Here is a 17884-nt window from a genome sequence, read left to right on the forward strand (position 1 = left end):
CATGGAAGGAAAACCATGACTGCTGTCAGTACCCAGAGCTCTACCACCAACAAGGTCCTCGGCTACCCCCTAAACGTCTGGTACGTCGCTGCTTGGGACAAGGAAGTAACGCGTAAGCCGATGTCCCGCAAAATCGCCGGCCGACAGCTTGCGCTTTACCGCACCGAGGACGGCAAGGCTGTGGCGCTGGCCGACGCCTGCTGGCACCGGCTGGCCCCTCTCTCCATGGGCAAAACACTCGAAAAGGACCAGATCCAGTGCCCGTACCACGGCATCGTCTACAACTCCGCGGGACGTTGCGTATCGATGCCGGCGCAGGAGACCATCAACCCCAGCGCCACGGTGCCGTCCTTCCCGGTAGTGGAACGCCACCGCTACGTCTGGGTCTGGCTCGGCGACCCGACCAAAGCCGACCCTCAGCTGGTTCCGGACATGCACCAGCTGGACTCCAACGAGTGGGCAGGCGACGGTGAGACCATCTACGCCCCCTGCAATTATCAGCTGGTCCTGGATAACCTCATGGACCTCACCCACGAGGAGTTTATCCACGCCTCCTCGATTGGACAGGATGAACTCAGCGAATCCGACTTCGTGGTCACCCATGACGACGACACCGTCACGGTTGCGCGCTGGATGTTCAACATCGACGCCCCCCCGTTCTGGCGCAAGAACATGCGCGACAAGTTCCCCGGCTTCGAGGGCAAGGTGGACCGCTGGCAGATCATCACCTTCCGCTCGCCATCCGTCATCAACATCGACGTGGGAGTGGCCAAGGCGGGCACCGGTGCCTTCGAAGGTGACCGCAGCCAGGGCGTCAACGGATTTGTGATGAACGCGATCACGCCCGAAAATGACAAGTCCTGCCACTATTTCTGGGCGTTCATGCGCAACTACCGCCTGGACAGCCAGCTCATCACCACCCAGTTGCGCGAGGGCGTGCACGGCGTCTTCGGGGAGGACGAGGCCATGCTCACAGCGCAGCAGGCCGCCATCGACGCCAACCCGGACTACGAGTTCTACAGCCTGAACATCGACGCCGGCGGCATGTGGGTGCGGCGCCTCATCGAACGCCAACTCGAATCCGAAGGCCGCCTGGTTCCCGTCGCCTAGCGCGGGAACAGGCAGCAACGAGAACAGGTCTGAAATAGCCATGGCAGCAACAAACATTGAAGTCTGGCAGCTGGGAACAGTTGTCGAAATCCGGAACGTCGCCACCGATATCCAGCGCATCGTGATTGAACCGTCCCTGCCCCGGAAGGCGGAACCGGGCTCACATATCGATGTCAGGGTCTGCATTGACGGCCACGAGGGCAAGCGCTCCTACTCCGTGGTCGAGGCCAGCGAGGACGGCGCCCGTCTGGTGATCAGCGTGCTGAAGGCGCCGCTGTCCCGCGGCGGCTCGGCCTTCATGCACGCTCTCCAGGCCGGGGACCTGCTGGACATTACCCAGCCGCTGCAGAACTTTCCGCTCCGGGTGGGGGCGGAACGATACATCCTGCTGGCCGGGGGCATTGGCATCACCGCCATGATCAACATGGCCAAGGTACTGAAAAACTTACGAGCCAATTACAGCTTCGTCTACGCCGGGCGTAACCGCGCGGCAATGGCCTACCTGGAGGAGCTTCAGGAGGTCCATGGCGAGAACCTCGTGGTCCATGTGGATGATGAGGGAACGTCCCTGGATGTGAACCGGCTGGTCGCCAGCGCAACGGAGGACACCGAACTATACATGTGCGGTCCCATTCGGCTCATGGACGCCGTGCGCCGCACCTGGACCGAGCGGGAGCTCAGCTACCCCAACCTGCGTTACGAAACGTTCGGCAACAGCGGCTGGTATGACGCCGAGGAATTCATCGTCAAGGTCCCAAGTCTGGGATTGGAGGTTCCAGTAAACCAGGGCCGCTCCATGCTCGAAGCCCTCGAGGATGCTGGAGCTGACCTGATGTTCGACTGCCGCAAGGGCGAATGCGGGCTCTGCGAGGTCAAAATACTCAGGCTTGAGGGGGCCATCGACCATCGTGATGTCTTCTACAGTGCCAGGCAGAAAAACGCCGCCGAGAAGATGGCCTGCTGCGTCTCCCGGGCCGTCACCTCAGGGACCGGCCTGATGGCCGAGGCGTCTGCCTCCGGACCGGCAGTGGTGACCATCGAGGTCTCCTGACCGCAACAGTGGTGACACATTGACAAGAAACGACGACGGCGGCGGCCAGTGCCGCCGTCGTCAACTTTGCCTGAGGCAAAGTCAACCGTTGAGTACTCCCATCGTTTCCTCTCCGGCCCGCGCTAAAGGCGGCGGCTCCGGCGGTCCCGCGTGCCCGGAATCAGCCAGATTGACAGTCTCAATTTGAGACAAATCATCCCGGACCGGACCCGTAGTGTATGTGAGACGCCTCACAGTGGGCCCAGTGGAGCAACGCTGCTCCGAGAGCGAAAGGTTGTTTGTCAGGCTATGACACAGACCACGGAAACCATCGAATCCCGGGTGATGGAAAAAGTCCGCATTCCAATGCGCGACGGAATCGCCCTCGTCGCTACGGCCTACCGCTCCGTGTCTGCAGAGCCCCAGCCGGTGGTTCTCGTCCGTACCCCGTATGCGGAGCCGATGGCGCGAACGTTGCCCGTGGCGCCGGCGCTTGCCGCCGGCTTCGCCGTCGTCGTCCAGAGCTGCCGCGGGACTGCGGAGTCCGAAGGTGTGCTCCAGGCCTTTGAAAACGAGACCAACGATGGCCTGGACACTATTGCCTGGCTCATCGACCAGCCCTGGACCAACGGTCAGGTGTGCATGTTCGGGGCCTCGTACCTTGGGATGGCGCAGCTTGCTGTCAGCGGGAAGAACCCCGCAGGACTGGCCGCCATCGTCCCGATCGTCGCGACGAACAACTACCGGGACGGACTGGTCTACAAGCAGGGGGCCATGCAGCTCGGGCAGGGCCTGGGCTGGCACATGCTCAAGACGGCCCAGACTCTGGGGGATCGCGCACAGCGCGGGGAGGACATTGCGGCGCAGATGGGCGCGTTCCTGAGCATGTCACGCGACATGGAGGCGACCTTCCGCACCTTGCCGCTGACTGACCTCACAGCGGTCAGCGACGTCCTGCCCAGTTGGACGACATGGCTGGAAAAGGAAGCAGACAGCGGTTACTGGGAGGGGATCAATTACACCAGGGACCGCACGTGCACGGCCGTTCCGGCGCTGCACGTCGGCGGCTGGTTCGATCTGTTCCTTGCGGGCACCCTGGACAACTACACCGCGATTGCCCGGGGAGCCGAGTCCGAGGAAGCCCGGGCCAATCAGCATCTAGTGATCGGGCCCTGGACGCACGCGGACCAGTCCGGGGCGGCCGGCGAGCTGCACTTTGCGACAGGCGCAGCACAGGCCATTCGCTTGGAAGAGCAGCAGATGCGCTTCCTTCGCGAAAGCGTGGATGGCGCCCCGAGTTCGATTCCGCCGGTCCAGATCTTCGTGATGGGGGCCGACCGCTGGCGGTCGGAACAGGAATGGCCGCTGGCGCGAACCGACTGGCAGAAGTGGTATCTGCAGCCGGACGGCTCGCTCGGCGCAGCGGTGCCGGCAGACAACGCGGACCCGCTGCGGTACGTCCATGATCCCCATGATCCAGTACCTACCGTTGGCGGCGGCACCCTGATCAACGGCGGGCCCGGCGGCGGCGCGGGCTACATGCCGGGGTCCCGGGACCAGCGTGTGCTGGACGGCCGCAGCGATGTTCTCCGGTTCTCCAGCCCTGTCCTGGACTGTGACATGGAGGTGACCGGCCCGCTGAGCGTCACGTTGTTCGCGGCCACTTCGGCCGAGGATGCGGATTTCACCGCAAAACTTGTCAACGTTTTCCCGGACGGACGAGCCATGGGAGTCGCGGACGGGATAGTGCGTGCGCGCTACCGCCATGGCATGGATGCCCCCGCCACCGTGGAACCCGGGGAAGTTTACGAATACGCCATCGATCTGGTCGCTACGAGCCAGGTGTTCAAGAAGGGGCATCGAATCCGTGTGGACATCGCGAGTTCGAATTTCCCGTGCTTTGACCGCAATTCCGGCACCGGCAAGCTGGCTGGACAAGTCACACAGGACGATTTGTCCCCTGCAACCCAATCGATCTTCTGCACTTCAGTTCACTCCAGCCATGTTTTATTACCCGTAATTCCTTCAAAGGAGAAGTAAAAATGACTGCAAGTCGACGCGCACTCGCCTTGGCGGCCACCGCCGCACTCATGCTGACCGGCTGCGCCGGCACGGCCGTATCCAACAACGACGCAGGTTCAGCAGGCCAGGGTGCCAAGACGCTGGTCAGCGTTCCCGGCTTTGATGCCGCGACTAAAACGATCACCGTTGGCTCCATGGTGCCGACATCCGGGATCTGGGCTCCGGCAGCCACGAACATCACCGGCGCGGAGGCCTACTTCCACAGGGCCACCCAGCCCGGCGGTCCCCTTGAAGGCTTCACCATCAAGGTCAAGAACGTAGACACCGAATACAACCCCTCGGTTGCAGTTCCGTTGTACAACTCCCTTAAGAGCAACGTCCTGATGTTCACCAATGTGCTGGGAAGCGCCATTACGTTGGCATTGCTTCCGCAGATGAAGACGGACAACATTCTCGCCGTTCCGGCCTCCTCGGACGAGAAGCTGATCTCCAATCCGAACCTGGTTCCCTTCGGACCGTTCTACGCCACCTATCACGCTGCGGGCCTCCAGTACCTGGCGGAAAAGGAAGGCCTCAAGGACGCGACGTACTGCGCACTGCTGCAGGACGATGACTTCGGAAGCCAGGTTGAAAACGGCTTTAACTTTGCCGCCAAAGAGCTCGGCCTGAAAACCGGTGCAGCCGTGCGCTACCCGAACGGACTCCAGGACTTCACACCGCAGGTTTCCAAGCTGAAGGAGGCCGGCTGCGCGGTTGTTGACCTCGGCGGCGCCGGTGCCACCATTCAGAACGCGGCCGTGCGGGCCGTGCAGCTGAATTTTGACGCCCGCTGGCTGGCCGGCAACACTGCCTACAACGCCAGCCTCGCCACAGGACCCGCCGCCGACTACATAAAGCAGAACGTCCGCTTCGTGGTCACCGGCACGGAATGGGGCGACGCCTCCGCTGAGGGCCAGAAGATGATGGAAGCGGACATCGCGGCCATTGACCCCCAGGCGAAGCCCATGGCCAACAGCTACCAGACCGGGTACATGGCCGCCCGCACCACGGTTGCCGTCCTCGAAAAGGCAGTCAAAGCCGGTGACCTCTCCCGCGAGAAGCTGCTGGAGGTTTCCAAATCGCTGGGCACCGTGGACGACATGGGCCTCGCCGGCGGCGCCTTCAACTACGGCCAGAGCCTGAACGAGCGCACGTCCGGCAACACCGTGTCGATCTTCACTGTCGACGAGTCCGCCAAGACCGGCCTGAAGCTGAAGGAATACGGCTTCCAGTCCGAGGTGGCGCAGAAATACAACGCCTCAGTTCTCAACAAGTAGTCCACGAGCCTGATATGGCACCACAAGGAGAAACCATGAACAGCGAGAGACGGACCGCACGGCAGAGTCCCGACCGCTCACACGCCACCAAGGTGCTGTCAGTGGAGGACCTCTCCGTCGCCTACAGCGGCGGCTCGATATCCGCCCTCGAGGGTGTGAGCCTCGACGTCTTCGAAGGAGAGATTGTTGCTCTCCTGGGCGTCAACGGGGCTGGGAAGACAACCTTGCTGCGTGCCATATCAGGGCTCCTGGGAATCCACGGCGGCACAATTGCGGGCGGCGCGATTCGGTACCGGGACAGCGATGTCTCGGGCGAAAGCGCCTGGGCCCGGGTTCGCAAGGGAATTTCCATCTCCCTTGAGGGAAGGCGGGTATTTACGGACCTGAGCGTGCGTGACAACCTCAAGGCCGGCGGCTATATCCAGTCCAAGCCAGCCGCCGCGCAGGCGTACGAGAATGTCGTGGAGCTTTTCCCTGTCCTGGCTCGTAAGAAAGACCTTCCCGCGGGACTGCTCTCCGGCGGCGAGCAGCAGATGCTGGCAGTAGGGCGTGCCCTCATGCAAGGTCCCAGGCTGCTCCTGCTCGACGAGCCGTCCCTGGGGCTGGCGCCGCTGATCGTCCAACAGATCAGGGACATCATCGTCGAAATCAATGGCCAGGGCTGCAGCGTCCTGCTCATTGAACAGAACGTGGCGACGGCGATTTCCATTGCCGACTACGCCTACGTCCTGGACAGCCGACGGGTCCAACACCAGGGCACCGCCGCAGCGTTGCTCGAAGACGACACCCTGCGCAATCTGTACCTCGGAATCGCCGCCCCGGCCGCCGGCCAAAAAATCGAGAACGGAGCACGTAACTGATGCTGAGCGTGGAAGCGGTGAGGCTCGAATTCGGCGGAGTCGTTGCACTGAAGGACGTGACCTTCGATGTGAAGAAGAATGAGCTCTTTGCCATCCTGGGCCCCAACGGTGCGGGCAAGACGTCGCTGTTCAACTGTCTGAGCGGACTGGTCAATCCGAGCGGATCAATCCAGATCAGCGGGCAGGAGCTCCTCGGCAAGAAACCGCATGAGATTGCCGGTATGGGCGTAGCGCGGACCTTCCAGAACCTTGGGCTGTTCGGGTCAATGACCGTTGCCGAGAATGTACTGGTCGGCGGTCACCTGCAGATCCATGGCGGCGCGGTGGCTGCTGCCCTCCGTTGGCCGAGCGCCTTCCGCTCAGAACGAGAAGCCCGGAATCGGGCCGACGAGCTCATGGAACTCATGGCACTGCAGGAGTACCGCGACACTGTCGTGGGCACCCTGCCGTATGGTATCCGGAAACGTGTGGAGATCGCCAAGGCCGTGGCCTCCCGGCCCGAGCTGTTGCTGTTGGATGAGCCGGTGGCCGGGATGAACCACGAAGAAACCGCAACGTTCGTCGACTATGTGCTGGAGCTTAAGGAACGGCTTGGCTTGACCGTTGTGCTGATCGAACACGATGTAGCCATGGTGATGAGAATAGCCGATCGCATCCTGGCCCTTGATTTCGGCGAGGTGATCGGTCTGGGCACCCCGGCGGAAATTCAGCAGAACGGGCGCGTGATCGCGGCCTATTTAGGCGCGACTGACGAGGCCGATGTGCAAACCAAGAAGCTCCTGGAAGGGGCCATCAGTGAATAGTTTCATCCAGCTGACGGCGTCCGGCGTCTCTCTGGGCATCCTGTATGCCTTGGTGGCCATCGGATTCGCTGTCCTACTCAAGGCCACAGGCCACTTCAACATGCTGCCGGGAGCATTGGTTCTCCTGGGCGCCTACCTGACGTACCAGTTTCACGTGCTGTGGGACCTGGATTTCGTTCTGGCCGTGGCGCTGGCAGCGCTGGGTTGCGCGGCACTGGGCGTGCTGGGAGAGCGGTTCCTTTTCTCACGGCTTAGCGGAAAGGGCCACAAGTCGATCGAGCACATGTCCGTGTTGCTGGTCAGCCTCGGCTTGATTTCCATTGCGCAGGCCGCAGTAGTGAGCGTCTGGGGCCCTTTGAACTATCTCATCGAGGATCCGTGGGGACTGGATATGGTCCGGCTGGGGGGCATTGCGATCGCTGTGCGGGACATCTGGTGTGTGCTGTTGAGTGTGATGCTGCTGGGCGTTTTCTACTACATCATCCAGCACACCAGGATCGGCGTAGGCATGCGTGCCGCGGCCAATGATCCCGAAGCGGCACGGGCACAGGGCATCAACCCGCATGTCATTTCGGCGACGGCCTGGGCCATGTGTGGCGCCGCCTCAGTTCTGGCAGGAATGATGCTTGCCACCGAGATGGGCGGAGGACTGGTGGCCAACCTGGACCAGGTGGCATTCACCGCGCTTCCGGCCCTCATTCTCGGCGGGCTCTCGTCGCTGCCGGGTTGCGTTTACGGCGGCCTCACACTCGGGCTGGCGCAGACGTATGCCGCAGGGTATGCGCCTGACAGCTTCGGACAGGGATTCGCCACCACCCTGCCCTGGGTGGGCCTCATTCTGCTGCTGGTGGTGAAGCCGGACGGCTTCGCGAAGAAACTCGAAACTAGGAAGGCGTGATCCCCGTGGCCGTTACCGAACTGGTCAAGCCGCTGACATCGGACAGAGCGGCATCCCGCGGCCGGCGTGATGAATCCCGCCTCTGCCGCTCCACCGGGCAGCGAATCATGCTGGGCCTGGCATTGCTGCTCATTTTCATCATTCCGCTGAGCGTCGGCAGCCCCTTCCTGCTCTCCCTCGGGGGGACCATCGGCGTTTATGCCATCGCCGCGATCGGGCTCAACGTCCTCTCCGGCCACGCCGGCCAGATCTCCCTGGCGCAGAGCGTGTTCGTCGGGATTGGTGCCTTCACGGGCGTCGCGCTCGGCAGCATCGCGGAGTTGCCGCTCCTTCTCTGGCTCCCTGCAACCGCTGTCGGGGGAGGACTGGCCGCAGCCATCGTTGCACCCCTGACGCTGCGGCTCAAAGGAGTCTTCCAGATTGTGCTCAGCTTGGGCCTGATCTTCGTGGGCAACTACATCTTCGTGAATACGCCCTTCATCACCGGCGGCAACGCCGGCATTTCCGCGGCCCCCAGCATGTCCCTGGGCTTCGTTGACTTCGGCAACCTCATGATCGGCGGGATGAAGTACACCTACGAGCAGGGCCTGTTCATCCTGGTCTGGCTCTGCGTGGCGGCCTGCATGGTGGCAGTGGTAAACATGCACCGAACCCGTTTCGGACGGTCGATGACAGCCATCCGCGAGGCGGAAACGGCCGCCCAGATCGCCGGTATCAATGCGGGCAGCGTCAAGATGAAGGCATTCATCATCGCCGGCGCTTTTGGCGGTCTCGCCGGCGGGCTCCTTCTGGCCCAGCTGCGCTTTGTCCAAACGGACCAGTTTGGCATCAGTATGGGTCTTGAACTGCTGATCATCGCTGTGGTGGGGGGTCTGGGCTCCACCTGGGGGCCTGTCATCGGAGCCGCCATCATTAGCTCGATCCCCGTCCTAGCCACGCAATATGCGGAGTACATCCCGTTTCTGCAGGAAGATTTCAGCCAGTCAGGGGCCATTGGAATCCCGGTCGGGCAAGTCGGTCTGCTCGTCTACGGTCTTGCCCTGGTACTCGTCATGGTCTTTGAACCGCGAGGTGTTTCCCATTTGCTCCGCAGCGGTGGCGGGCTCCGCTCACTGGCCGTCCCAAGGCGAAACGGCGGCTGACGGCTGTCCTCCGGCAGGGCAGCATCCTCAACATTCATTCCGACGCCGGGCGCCCATGCGCCACGGCGGCAACTCGAAAGGTCACCGTGATCAATATGAAGGCCGCCGTGGTGAACCAGGCCGGCGGGGAATTCGAACTCGAGGACGTGATACTGGACGAGCCGCGTGCCGACGAAGTTCTCGTCAAACTCGTGGGCACGGGTATTTGCCATACGGACTTGAGCGTCAGAAACGGAGTCCAGTCCCCTCAGGTTCTCGGGCACGAGGGTGCCGGCATCATCGAAGCTGTCGGTGAGGACGTCCGGGGCCTCGCACCGGGTGACAAGGTGATCATGTCCTTCGCTTCCTGCGGAGACTGCGACAAGTGCTTCACGGGCAGTCCGGCTCATTGCCGCCACTTTATTCCACTTAATATGTTCGGCACCCGCGCTGACGGAAGCCGCAGCATCCGGCGGGAGGACGGGCAGGAGATTGGCGGAAACTTCTTCGGGCAGTCCTCCTTCGCCGAATACTCGCTGGCGGGTCCACGCAACATAGTGAAGCTTCCAAACGATACACCGATTGAGCTATTGCGGCTTCTCGGACCGTTCGGATGCGGCATTCAGACCGGCGCCGGCGGCGTCCTCAACAGCCTGAATGCCCGGGCAGGGAGCTCCATCGCCATCTTCGGCGCCGGCGGTGTGGGCCTGAGTGCGCTGCTCGCTGCGGTTGTCAGCGGCTGCACCACCATAGTCGTCTGTGACGTGAACCAAAGCCGGCTCCAGCTGGCGATGGATCTTGGTGCCACCCATGTGGTCGACGCTCTCGCGGCGGACGCCCGGCAACAGATCATTGACATCACTGAAGGCGGTGCCCACTACTCGGTAGAGACCAGCGGGAACATGCACGCCGTCCGGAACGCCGTGGACGTGCTTGATGTCGGCGGGACGGCCGGACTCATAGGGCTGGGCCGCCCCGGCTCGGAAATCGTTCTGGACCACAGCGTGATGGGCTTCGGACGCCGCTTGGTGGGCATCGTCGAAGGAGACGCCGTGCCCCAAAAGTTCATTCCGGAGCTCATCGCCCTCCACAGGGCGGGGCGGTTCCCCTTCGAACGGTTCGTGGAACTGTACCCGTTCGACAAGATCCAGCAGGCCGCCGAGGACAGTGCGGCCGGACACACCGTCAAGGCAATTGTGACCTTTTGAGGAGAAACGGCATGAACCGAACGAAGATGTTCATCGGCGGCGCGTGGCAGGAAACCGCGCAGGGCGTGCAGCGTGATCTGGTGAATCCCGCCACAGAGGAAGTCTTCGGGCAGGCGGTGATCGCCACCGCGGCGGACGCCGGGCCAGTTGTCGAGGCAGCGGACGGCGCCCTCCAGACTTGGTCGATGACCTCCGGCGCAACACGGGCGGAACTGCTGGAACGAATAGCCGGCGCCTGGGAGGCCCGGGGCGAGGATGTCGCACTTCTAGTCACCCGGGAAATGGGGATGCCGCTCAGGGACTCAGCCTTCAATAACGTTGCGGGTCCCGTGGCCGTGTTGCGGTACTACGCCGGGATCGCCAGAGACGTTCAACGGGAGGAACGGCGTCCTCCCTTTGCCTTCAAGGGCGAGGTGATTGTGCGGAAGAGCCCGGTGGGGGTGGTTGCGGCCATCGTGCCGTGGAACTATCCGTTGATGCTTATGGCCACCAAGCTGGGACCTGCGCTGGCTGCCGGCTGCACCGTCGTCATCAAACCGGCGGAGGAAAATGCCCTCAGCGGTTACCTCGTCGCCGACATCATGACGGAAGCGGGAGTGCCGCCCGGTGTCGTGAACATCGTGGCGGGCGGACCTGACTTTGCACGGGCGCTCGTCGCGCACCCCAAGGTCGGGAAAGTCGCCTTCACCGGTTCGACTTTGGTGGGCCGGAGCATTGCCAAGGAAGTCGGTGAGCGGCTCGGCTCAGTGAACCTGGAACTTGGCGGCAAGTCCGCGGCGGTGGTCCTGGATGACGCAGACGTGGCGCACACCCTGTCGCAGTTGCCCCCGCTGTCCTTCCTCAACGCGGGGCAGACCTGCTTCGCGCAGACCCGCGTCATCGCCACCCCCAAAATTTACGAGGAAATCGTGGAGGGGTACCGGTGCTATGCAAAGTCCCAAGTCCTCGGTTCCCCGCTTGACGAGGGCACCACGATGGGGCCGGTGATATCCCGGAGACAAAGGCAGCGGATCAACGAGTACATTGAGCAGGGCGTCTCAGCCGGGGCCCGGCTGGTGAGCGGCGGTGTCACGGGCGAAGTTCCCGAACAGGGCTTCTACGTGAGGCCCACCGTTTTCGCCGATGTGGACAACGCGTGGGCCATCGCGCAGGAAGAGATCTTCGGCCCCGTCGTCTGCATCATCCCGGCACGGGACGAGGATGACGCAGTCCGCATTGCCAATGACTCCCCTTACGGCCTAGCCGGTTCGGTGTGGACGGGCGACGTGAAGCGCGGACTGGATGTGGCCCGCCGAATCGAGGCAGGATCCTTCGGCATCAACGGCTACCTCCCCGATATGGCTGCGCCCTGGGGAGGCACCAAGGCGAGTGGCTCGGGGCGCGAAAACGGACCCGAGGCCGTAGACGACTTCCTGCGCACCGACACCATCTACAAGTTCGCCGCCGGGGCCGGGCAATCCACCTGAAGCAACCCGTCCAGAACAAGGAAACGGCCGCCCAGCTACCGCAAGACGTATCGGCCGGCACGCGGCGTCCAGCCCTGGCCATTTCAGGCGGGGTCCGGCGCCGCGTGCGGATTTTCGCGTTTTTTCAGGCAATCGAAGCCGGAATGATTGACAGTCTCAAAGTGAGACACCAATGAACTTGCGCCGCCGATACTGTGATATCAAATACATCACCTAGTGATGTGGATTACAAATAATGCCACCCACTGAAAGGAATAGTGCGATGCTGAACATCGGGATCAACCTGGGCTTCGGAAAGCTGGACGAAAGCCTCACCGACGAGGAAATGTACGACGGCGAGATCGACCTCGCGGTGCGCGCCGAGGCTCTGGGCTACGACAGCGTGTGGGCCGTTGAGCACCACTTCAGCGACTACTCCATGTGCCCGGACAATCTCCTCCTGTTGGCCAACATCGCCGGACAGACCAAGGACATCAAGCTCGGAACCGGTGCCGTTATCGTGCCCTGGAACGACCCGCTGCGCGTGGCCGAGAAGGCGCTGATGGTGGACACCCTCTCCAAGGGCCGCCTTCTCTTGGGCGTGGGACGGGGCCTGTCCCGCAACGAGTACGTGCCGTTCCGCATCCCGCTGGAGGAAACCCGCGAACGCTTCGACGAGGCGTCCGCCATGATCTTCGACGCCGTCGAGTCCGGAATCATCGAAGGCGACGGCCGCTTCTACCCGCAGCCCAGGGCCGAGCTTCGCCCGGGACCGCGCGGCTCCTTCGCGGACCGCCGCTACTGCGTGGCCGGCTCCCCGGACTCCCTCGTCTCCGCCGTGAACCTGCGTGCCCGGCTGATGTCGTTCATCGTTCGTCCTGTCCCGGACCTCATGGGCAACTTCACCACGTACCGTGAGATGTACGAGGAAAAGCACGGTGCGGTGGCCCCTGCCATCTGCCTGAACGTGAACATGTACTGCCACGAGGACAACGAGGTGGCCCAGGAGCGCCACTTCGAATACATCTCCCGGTTCTTCCAGTCCAATGTGGACCACTACGAAATGGCCGGCGACCATTTCGCCACCACCAAGGGCTATGAACGCTACGCAGATACCGCGAAGCGTATCCAGGATGCCGGTCTGCAGGGCGCTGCCGACAAGTACGCCGAAGCGGCGCTCTGGGGAAACCCGGAGCACATCCTGGGCCAGATCGAAGAAATCCGGGACGTGCTCGGCGACTTTGAAATCATCATCGCCCCGTGCTTTGGCGGCATGCCCTACGATCAGGCACGCGCCAGCCTTGAGCTGTTTGCCCGCGAAGTCATGCCGAAGGCCCGCAGCCTGAACGGCCAGAAAGTCAGCGTCGCAGCCTAGGTCTGGGCAGGTGCGCAGTGCCGGCCGGCCGGCACCGCGCGCACTCCGCAATTCCACGGTGGGCACGTACGAACGAGAGGCAGCGAAATGACACAGGACGCCAGGGCAGCGCAGCCATGACTGAGCAGGCGCACACACCCGGACCTCCCGTTCCGTCCAAGCCGGAGCAGTGGGATCGGATCAGCGAAATCAAACTGAAAGTGATCCAAAAGGATCCGCTGCTGCTGGACCCGGATGACTATCCAGAGGTCCGCAGGGAAGTCCTGCTCTCCTGGAAACGGTCGCTGTTGGCCGGCGTGGATACCTGGTCCACGGCGATTCCGTTCGACGAGGACTTCACCCCGAAGAGCCGGCTCGCCCAGGTTGCCCAGCCCATTATGAACCGGCTTGAGGACCAGATCTCCGATTTAAGCTCCTGGGGCTTCCTCACGGACCGGGCGTGCAGGCTCCTCACAGCTGTGGTTGGAGATTCGCCGCAGGCAAAGCGAATGCGGCAGGTGGACCTGCGGCCTGGGCTGTGCTTCGCGGAGGACCAGATCGGCACCAACGGCATCGGCTGTGCGCAGGAACAACAGCAGTCCTTCATCATTTCCGGCACCGAGCATTTCCGGATGAACACGGGGATCATCACGACGACGGGCGTCAACATCCGGGACCCCTACACGAAACGGTTTGTCGGGACCCTGGGGGTGCACTGCCGCCGGGAGTACGGATCGACGGCGCTTCTGCCGCTGGTGGCCGAAATCGGCAGGTCCATCGAGACCCAGCTGCTTGCCAGCCGGGCCGATGGGGAGAGGGTCTTTTTCGACTTCTTCCTGCGGACGCAGCGGCGCTTCCGCGGCGCCGTCGTCGGCATCACGAAATCGTTGTTTATCACCAATACCCAGTCGCGAGAACTCGTCGGGGAGGCCGATGAGGACCTCCTACGCCGCCTGGCCGAAGAGGCATGCGCCCGGTCCAAGCCCCGCACAGTGCGGCGACGCCTGAGCTCCGGGATTGTCGCGTCGGTCCAGATCTCCCCTGTGGAACAAGCGCGGGGGGACTTTGCAGCAGTGCTGACGCTCGAGCTCGAAACCGCCCACCAATCGGTTCATTTTGACCAGGGTGACCGCGACCTCGCCGAGCAGGATCGCCCGGACGCGCGGCGCCAGCTCGGCCAGGCCCTTGCAGCGGGTCACGCCGTGCTGCTCACCGGCGAACGGGGAACCGGCAAGCGTTTCATCGGATCAGAGGCCCTGCGGCGGAAGTCGCCCCGCTCCGAAGTCGCCGAGATTGACGGATCTGTTGCTCACCTGGATGAGGACCGGTGGCTCAAAGCGCTGCAGCAGGCAGTGGAAGATGCGGGCTCCATCGTCCTGCTCAGCCACATTGAGGAAATCCCGCTGAGGCTGATGACCACCGTGTCCGACCTCGTTGCAAGGGCCACATGCGCGCTGGTCGGAACAACCTCGGAACAGGTGGACGACGACAGCCCGTCTGTGTTCGTTCGTGAAAGTTTTCCGGTTGTGGTGCCCGTTCCGCCGCTCAGGGACCGTGCCCACGAGTTCAGCGAGCTTTGCCGGGACATACTCCGCGAGCTCGAAGGATCCGATGGCAGAGCCACTTCCCTTGCCTCGAAGTCAGTCGCTGCCCTCGTGGCCAGCGACTGGCCGGGCAACATCCGCCAGCTGCGTCAGGTACTGGCCACGTCGCGGATTCGTGCCGCCGGTCGGGAGATCAAGCAGGCAGATCTCCCAGCCCGGTACGGCAGCGGCCAGGCCAGCCGCTTCTTCGGGGAGATGGAACGCGTGGAACGGCAGACCCTGATGGTAGCCCTGCGGGATGCCGACGGCAACCGAAACGTTGCGGCGGAAAGGCTCGGTATGTCCCGGGCGACAATCTACCGCAAGCTCAAGCGCTACGAGTTGCACTGATGCAGGCCGTATACAGGACAGAGGAGCAGTGGACATGAACAGAACCGTGGAATTTGTCGGAGCGACAGCGGTCATTACCGGAGGTGCCTCGGGCATCGGAAAGGGCATCGCTAAGTCCTTCTTGGCGAACGGCTCGAATGTGGTCATCGCCGACATAGATGCTGCGGCCCTGGCCGCTACGGCCCAGGAGCTTGGAGTCCTCGGCGTACGGACCGACGTCACTGATCCCGAGAGCGTGCAGGCGCTGGCGGACCGGGCGGTTGCCGAATACGGGGAGGTCCATGTTGTCTGCAACAACGCCGGCGTCGGGCCAATGTCCCCGATATCGAAGCTGTCGCTCGATGACTGGAAATGGATGCTGGACGTCAACCTTTACGGCGTCATTTACGGGGTGCACTCCTTCCTTCCGATTCTGAAAAAGAACCAAGACTGGGGACATATCGTCAACACATCCTCCATGTCGGTGATGGCGCCGCCGGCCAACCTGGGCGCATACGTGGCGGCGAAGGCGGCAGTCCTCGGCCTCACCGAGGTACTGGCCACGGAGCTGGAGCAAGAGCAGTCCGTCGTCGGAGCCACGGCACTCATTCCCGGCCCCGTACGGACGAACATCGCCACCAGTCTGCGCACCCGACCTGCAGCGGGCAACAGTTCACTCGTTGACGTCGACATTGCCGCCAGGAGCAGCGCCTTCCGCTTTCTGGAACCGGAGGAGGTCGGGGAAATGGTCCTCCACGCCATCCGGGACAACCGGCTCTATGTCGCTTCCCATGCTGAATGGCTGCAGCAGGCCGCCGCCCGACATGCCCGTATCCAAGCCGGATTTCCGGCCCCGCAGCCCGCCTGACCTGAAGGACCTCGCCATGACTGACACCGGCACCACCGCCATCACAGAAAATGAACGCGCCGCCGACCTGAGCAACCGCGTGCGGGCAGTACACCGCCAGTACCCTACGGGTGTGACGGTCGTGACGGCGGGCGTCGACGGCAAGCCGTATGGCCTGGCCGTGAACGCCTTCTCCAGCATCTCACTGGACCCTCCGCTGGTGCTGGTGTGCGTGAATGAGTCCTCGAACTCCTACGGTCCCGTCTTTGCCAGCGATTACATCGGTATCAACATCCTCGCGGCCGACCAGGTAGGCGTGGCCGGGACCTTCGCTAAGTCCGGCGGGGACAAATTCGCCGAATTGGACTGGGAGTTGAGCAGGCTGGGAGTTCCTGTTCTGGCCGGTGTTGCCGGCCACTTCGAGCTGGAAGTCAAGTACAAGATCCCGGCCTACTCACACACGATCTTCGTCGGCCAGGTGGTCGAGGCGGCCTCGGCGGACAAGGCGCCGCTGGTATACCAAGCCGGCAAATTCTTTGACGGAGCACGGCTGGAACCGGTCCAGTAGCGCGGGCCTCGATCGAATCAGCAATGGAGAAAATCATGAGCATTGACCATACGAACACCGAAGAGAACAACCGCCGGCAACTGCTGCTGGCCTTCGACCACGACGGGCCGCAGGAATCCATTGAGGCGCTGCAGAATTACTATTCCGCGGATTTCGTCCGTCACGGCGACAAAGGCGATTACGACAAGGAACGGCTGGCTGACGGCTTGAGCAAGCTCTACGCCGGCTTCCCGGATTTGAAGCGGACGCAGCATGACGTCATTGTCGACGGGGATCGTGTGGCCTACCGCTGGGAAGCCACCGGCACCCACCGCGGGGCGTACCTGGGGGTCCGCCCTACAGGCAGGCCGATCACGGCACGGGGCATCGTCATGTGCCGCTTTGAGAACGGACTGATCGCTGAAGAGTGGGCCTCATGGAACAGGGCGAGCCTGCTCCATGACCTCGGCATCATTCCATTGGGACGCTAGGGGACCGGCAATGAAAGACTTCAACGGCAAAGTCGCATTCATCACCGGCGGCGCATCGGGTGCGGGGTTCGGCCAGGCTCAGGTCTTCGGCAGGGCGGGTTGCAGGATCGTAATTGCTGATATCCGCCAGGATGCTCTGGATGACGCAACGTCACGGTTGAGGGCGGAAGGCATTGAGGTGCATTCGGTACGCCTGGACATCTCGGACCGTGCCGCCTACGCGGCCGCCGCAGATGAGGTGGAAGCCGTTTTCGGCGGACCGCCGCAGCTTCTTTTCAACACCGCCGGGGTCAACAGCTTCGGGCCCTTGGAGAACGCCACCTACGAGGACTTCGACTGGATCTTCGGGGTGAACCTGAACGGTGTCATCAACGGGATCCAGACCTTCCTGCCTCGCATGATCGCCAGCGGCAGAGACGGGCACATCGTCACCACATCCTCGATGGGGGGATTTGCGGGAAGCGCGACAGCTGCCATCTACAACGCCACCAAGGCGGCACTCATCAACCTGATGGAAAGCTACGCAATCACGCTTCCCAAATACGGTATCGGCGCCTCAGTGCTCTGCCCGGCCAGCATCCGCTCCAACATCGCCGACGCCCAGGACACCCGCCCAGCCCATCTGGCCGCCAACAGCGGGTTCCGCTCCGATGAGGCCTTCATCGAACTCCAGCGGCGGCTCTACAGCGGCGGCATGGACCCTGTCGAACTGGCCGGCCACGTCAAGCGGGCCATCGAGAACAACGACCTCTACATCCTGCCGTACCCGGAGACCAAGGAGGCCGTGCGCGCCCACTTCGAGAAAATCCTGGACGCCTTCGCGGCCCGGGACAGCGATCCTGAAGGCGCGCAGCAGCGAGCCCAAGCCTTCGAAGAATACCGCGCCGAGGCCGCCAAAACCGCCGGTTCAACGAAATAG

General features: G+C 62.9%; 16 protein-coding genes. All 16 read left to right on the plus strand.

Features of this window, described 5'->3' with window-relative positions; all coding sequences use genetic code 11:
- Positions 1 to 15 precede the first annotated feature (15 nt).
- Positions 16 to 1110: an aromatic ring-hydroxylating dioxygenase subunit alpha gene (locus QFZ23_RS10010; RefSeq protein ID WP_306922588.1), complete on the plus strand. Its 1095-nt coding sequence runs from the start codon at positions 16 to 18 to the stop codon at positions 1108 to 1110.
- 40 nt (positions 1111 to 1150) lie between these two features.
- The gene (locus tag QFZ23_RS10015; RefSeq protein ID WP_306922590.1) at positions 1151 to 2161 is read left to right on the plus strand and encodes a PDR/VanB family oxidoreductase; all 1011 of its coding nucleotides are present in this window, start codon (positions 1151 to 1153) and stop codon (positions 2159 to 2161) included.
- Positions 2162 to 2449: 288 nt separating this feature from the next.
- Positions 2450 to 4180 carry a CocE/NonD family hydrolase gene (locus QFZ23_RS10020; RefSeq protein WP_306922592.1) on the plus strand — a complete coding sequence of 577 codons (1731 nt, stop codon included), beginning with the start codon at positions 2450 to 2452 and terminating at the stop codon, positions 4178 to 4180.
- A 2-nt stretch (positions 4181 to 4182) separates the two neighbouring features.
- Complete coding sequence (locus QFZ23_RS10025) at positions 4183 to 5478, plus strand: ABC transporter substrate-binding protein (RefSeq protein WP_306922594.1); 1296 nt, start codon at positions 4183 to 4185, stop codon at positions 5476 to 5478.
- Between the two features lie 35 nt (positions 5479 to 5513).
- Positions 5514 to 6338 carry an ABC transporter ATP-binding protein gene (locus tag QFZ23_RS10030; protein ID WP_306922595.1) on the plus strand — a complete coding sequence of 275 codons (825 nt, stop codon included), beginning with the start codon at positions 5514 to 5516 and terminating at the stop codon, positions 6336 to 6338.
- Positions 6338 to 7141 (plus strand): ABC transporter ATP-binding protein, encoded by an 804-nt coding sequence (locus QFZ23_RS10035; RefSeq protein WP_306922597.1) that lies wholly within the window; start codon positions 6338 to 6340, stop codon positions 7139 to 7141. Before QFZ23_RS10030 ends, QFZ23_RS10035 begins: the two co-directional genes overlap by 1 nt.
- The gene (locus QFZ23_RS10040; RefSeq protein ID WP_306922599.1) at positions 7134 to 8039 is read left to right on the plus strand and encodes a branched-chain amino acid ABC transporter permease; all 906 of its coding nucleotides are present in this window, start codon (positions 7134 to 7136) and stop codon (positions 8037 to 8039) included. The genes QFZ23_RS10035 and QFZ23_RS10040 overlap by 8 nt, the downstream gene beginning before the upstream one ends.
- 5 nt (positions 8040 to 8044) lie before the next feature.
- A complete protein-coding gene (locus QFZ23_RS10045; protein WP_306922601.1) occupies positions 8045 to 9181 on the plus strand; it encodes a branched-chain amino acid ABC transporter permease in 1137 nt (378 codons plus the stop codon).
- A gap of 95 nt (positions 9182 to 9276) precedes the next feature.
- The gene (locus QFZ23_RS10050) at positions 9277 to 10368 is read left to right on the plus strand and encodes an NAD(P)-dependent alcohol dehydrogenase (protein WP_306926786.1); all 1092 of its coding nucleotides are present in this window, start codon (positions 9277 to 9279) and stop codon (positions 10366 to 10368) included.
- Positions 10369 to 10379: 11 nt separating this feature from the next.
- Positions 10380 to 11834, plus strand: coding sequence for an aldehyde dehydrogenase (locus QFZ23_RS10055; RefSeq protein WP_306922603.1), 1455 nt, complete (start codon positions 10380 to 10382; stop codon positions 11832 to 11834).
- Between the two features lie 262 nt (positions 11835 to 12096).
- Complete coding sequence (locus tag QFZ23_RS10060; RefSeq protein WP_306922605.1) at positions 12097 to 13188, plus strand: LLM class flavin-dependent oxidoreductase; 1092 nt, start codon at positions 12097 to 12099, stop codon at positions 13186 to 13188.
- A gap of 116 nt (positions 13189 to 13304) precedes the next feature.
- Positions 13305 to 15101: a helix-turn-helix domain-containing protein gene (locus QFZ23_RS10065; protein WP_306922607.1), complete on the plus strand. Its 1797-nt coding sequence runs from the start codon at positions 13305 to 13307 to the stop codon at positions 15099 to 15101.
- Positions 15102 to 15135: 34 nt separating this feature from the next.
- Positions 15136 to 15948, plus strand: coding sequence for an SDR family NAD(P)-dependent oxidoreductase (locus tag QFZ23_RS10070; RefSeq protein ID WP_306922608.1), 813 nt, complete (start codon positions 15136 to 15138; stop codon positions 15946 to 15948).
- Positions 15949 to 15964: 16 nt separating this feature from the next.
- Complete coding sequence (locus tag QFZ23_RS10075; RefSeq protein WP_306922610.1) at positions 15965 to 16495, plus strand: flavin reductase family protein; 531 nt, start codon at positions 15965 to 15967, stop codon at positions 16493 to 16495.
- A gap of 35 nt (positions 16496 to 16530) precedes the next feature.
- Complete coding sequence (locus tag QFZ23_RS10080) at positions 16531 to 16965, plus strand: ester cyclase (protein ID WP_306922613.1); 435 nt, start codon at positions 16531 to 16533, stop codon at positions 16963 to 16965.
- Positions 16966 to 16975: 10 nt separating this feature from the next.
- Positions 16976 to 17884, plus strand: a complete 909-nt coding sequence (locus QFZ23_RS10085) for an SDR family NAD(P)-dependent oxidoreductase (RefSeq protein ID WP_306922614.1) — start codon at positions 16976 to 16978, stop codon at positions 17882 to 17884.

This window comes from Arthrobacter globiformis (genome assembly GCF_030818015.1).
In the GTDB taxonomy this organism is placed as follows: Bacteria; Actinomycetota; Actinomycetes; order Actinomycetales; family Micrococcaceae; genus Arthrobacter; species Arthrobacter globiformis_C.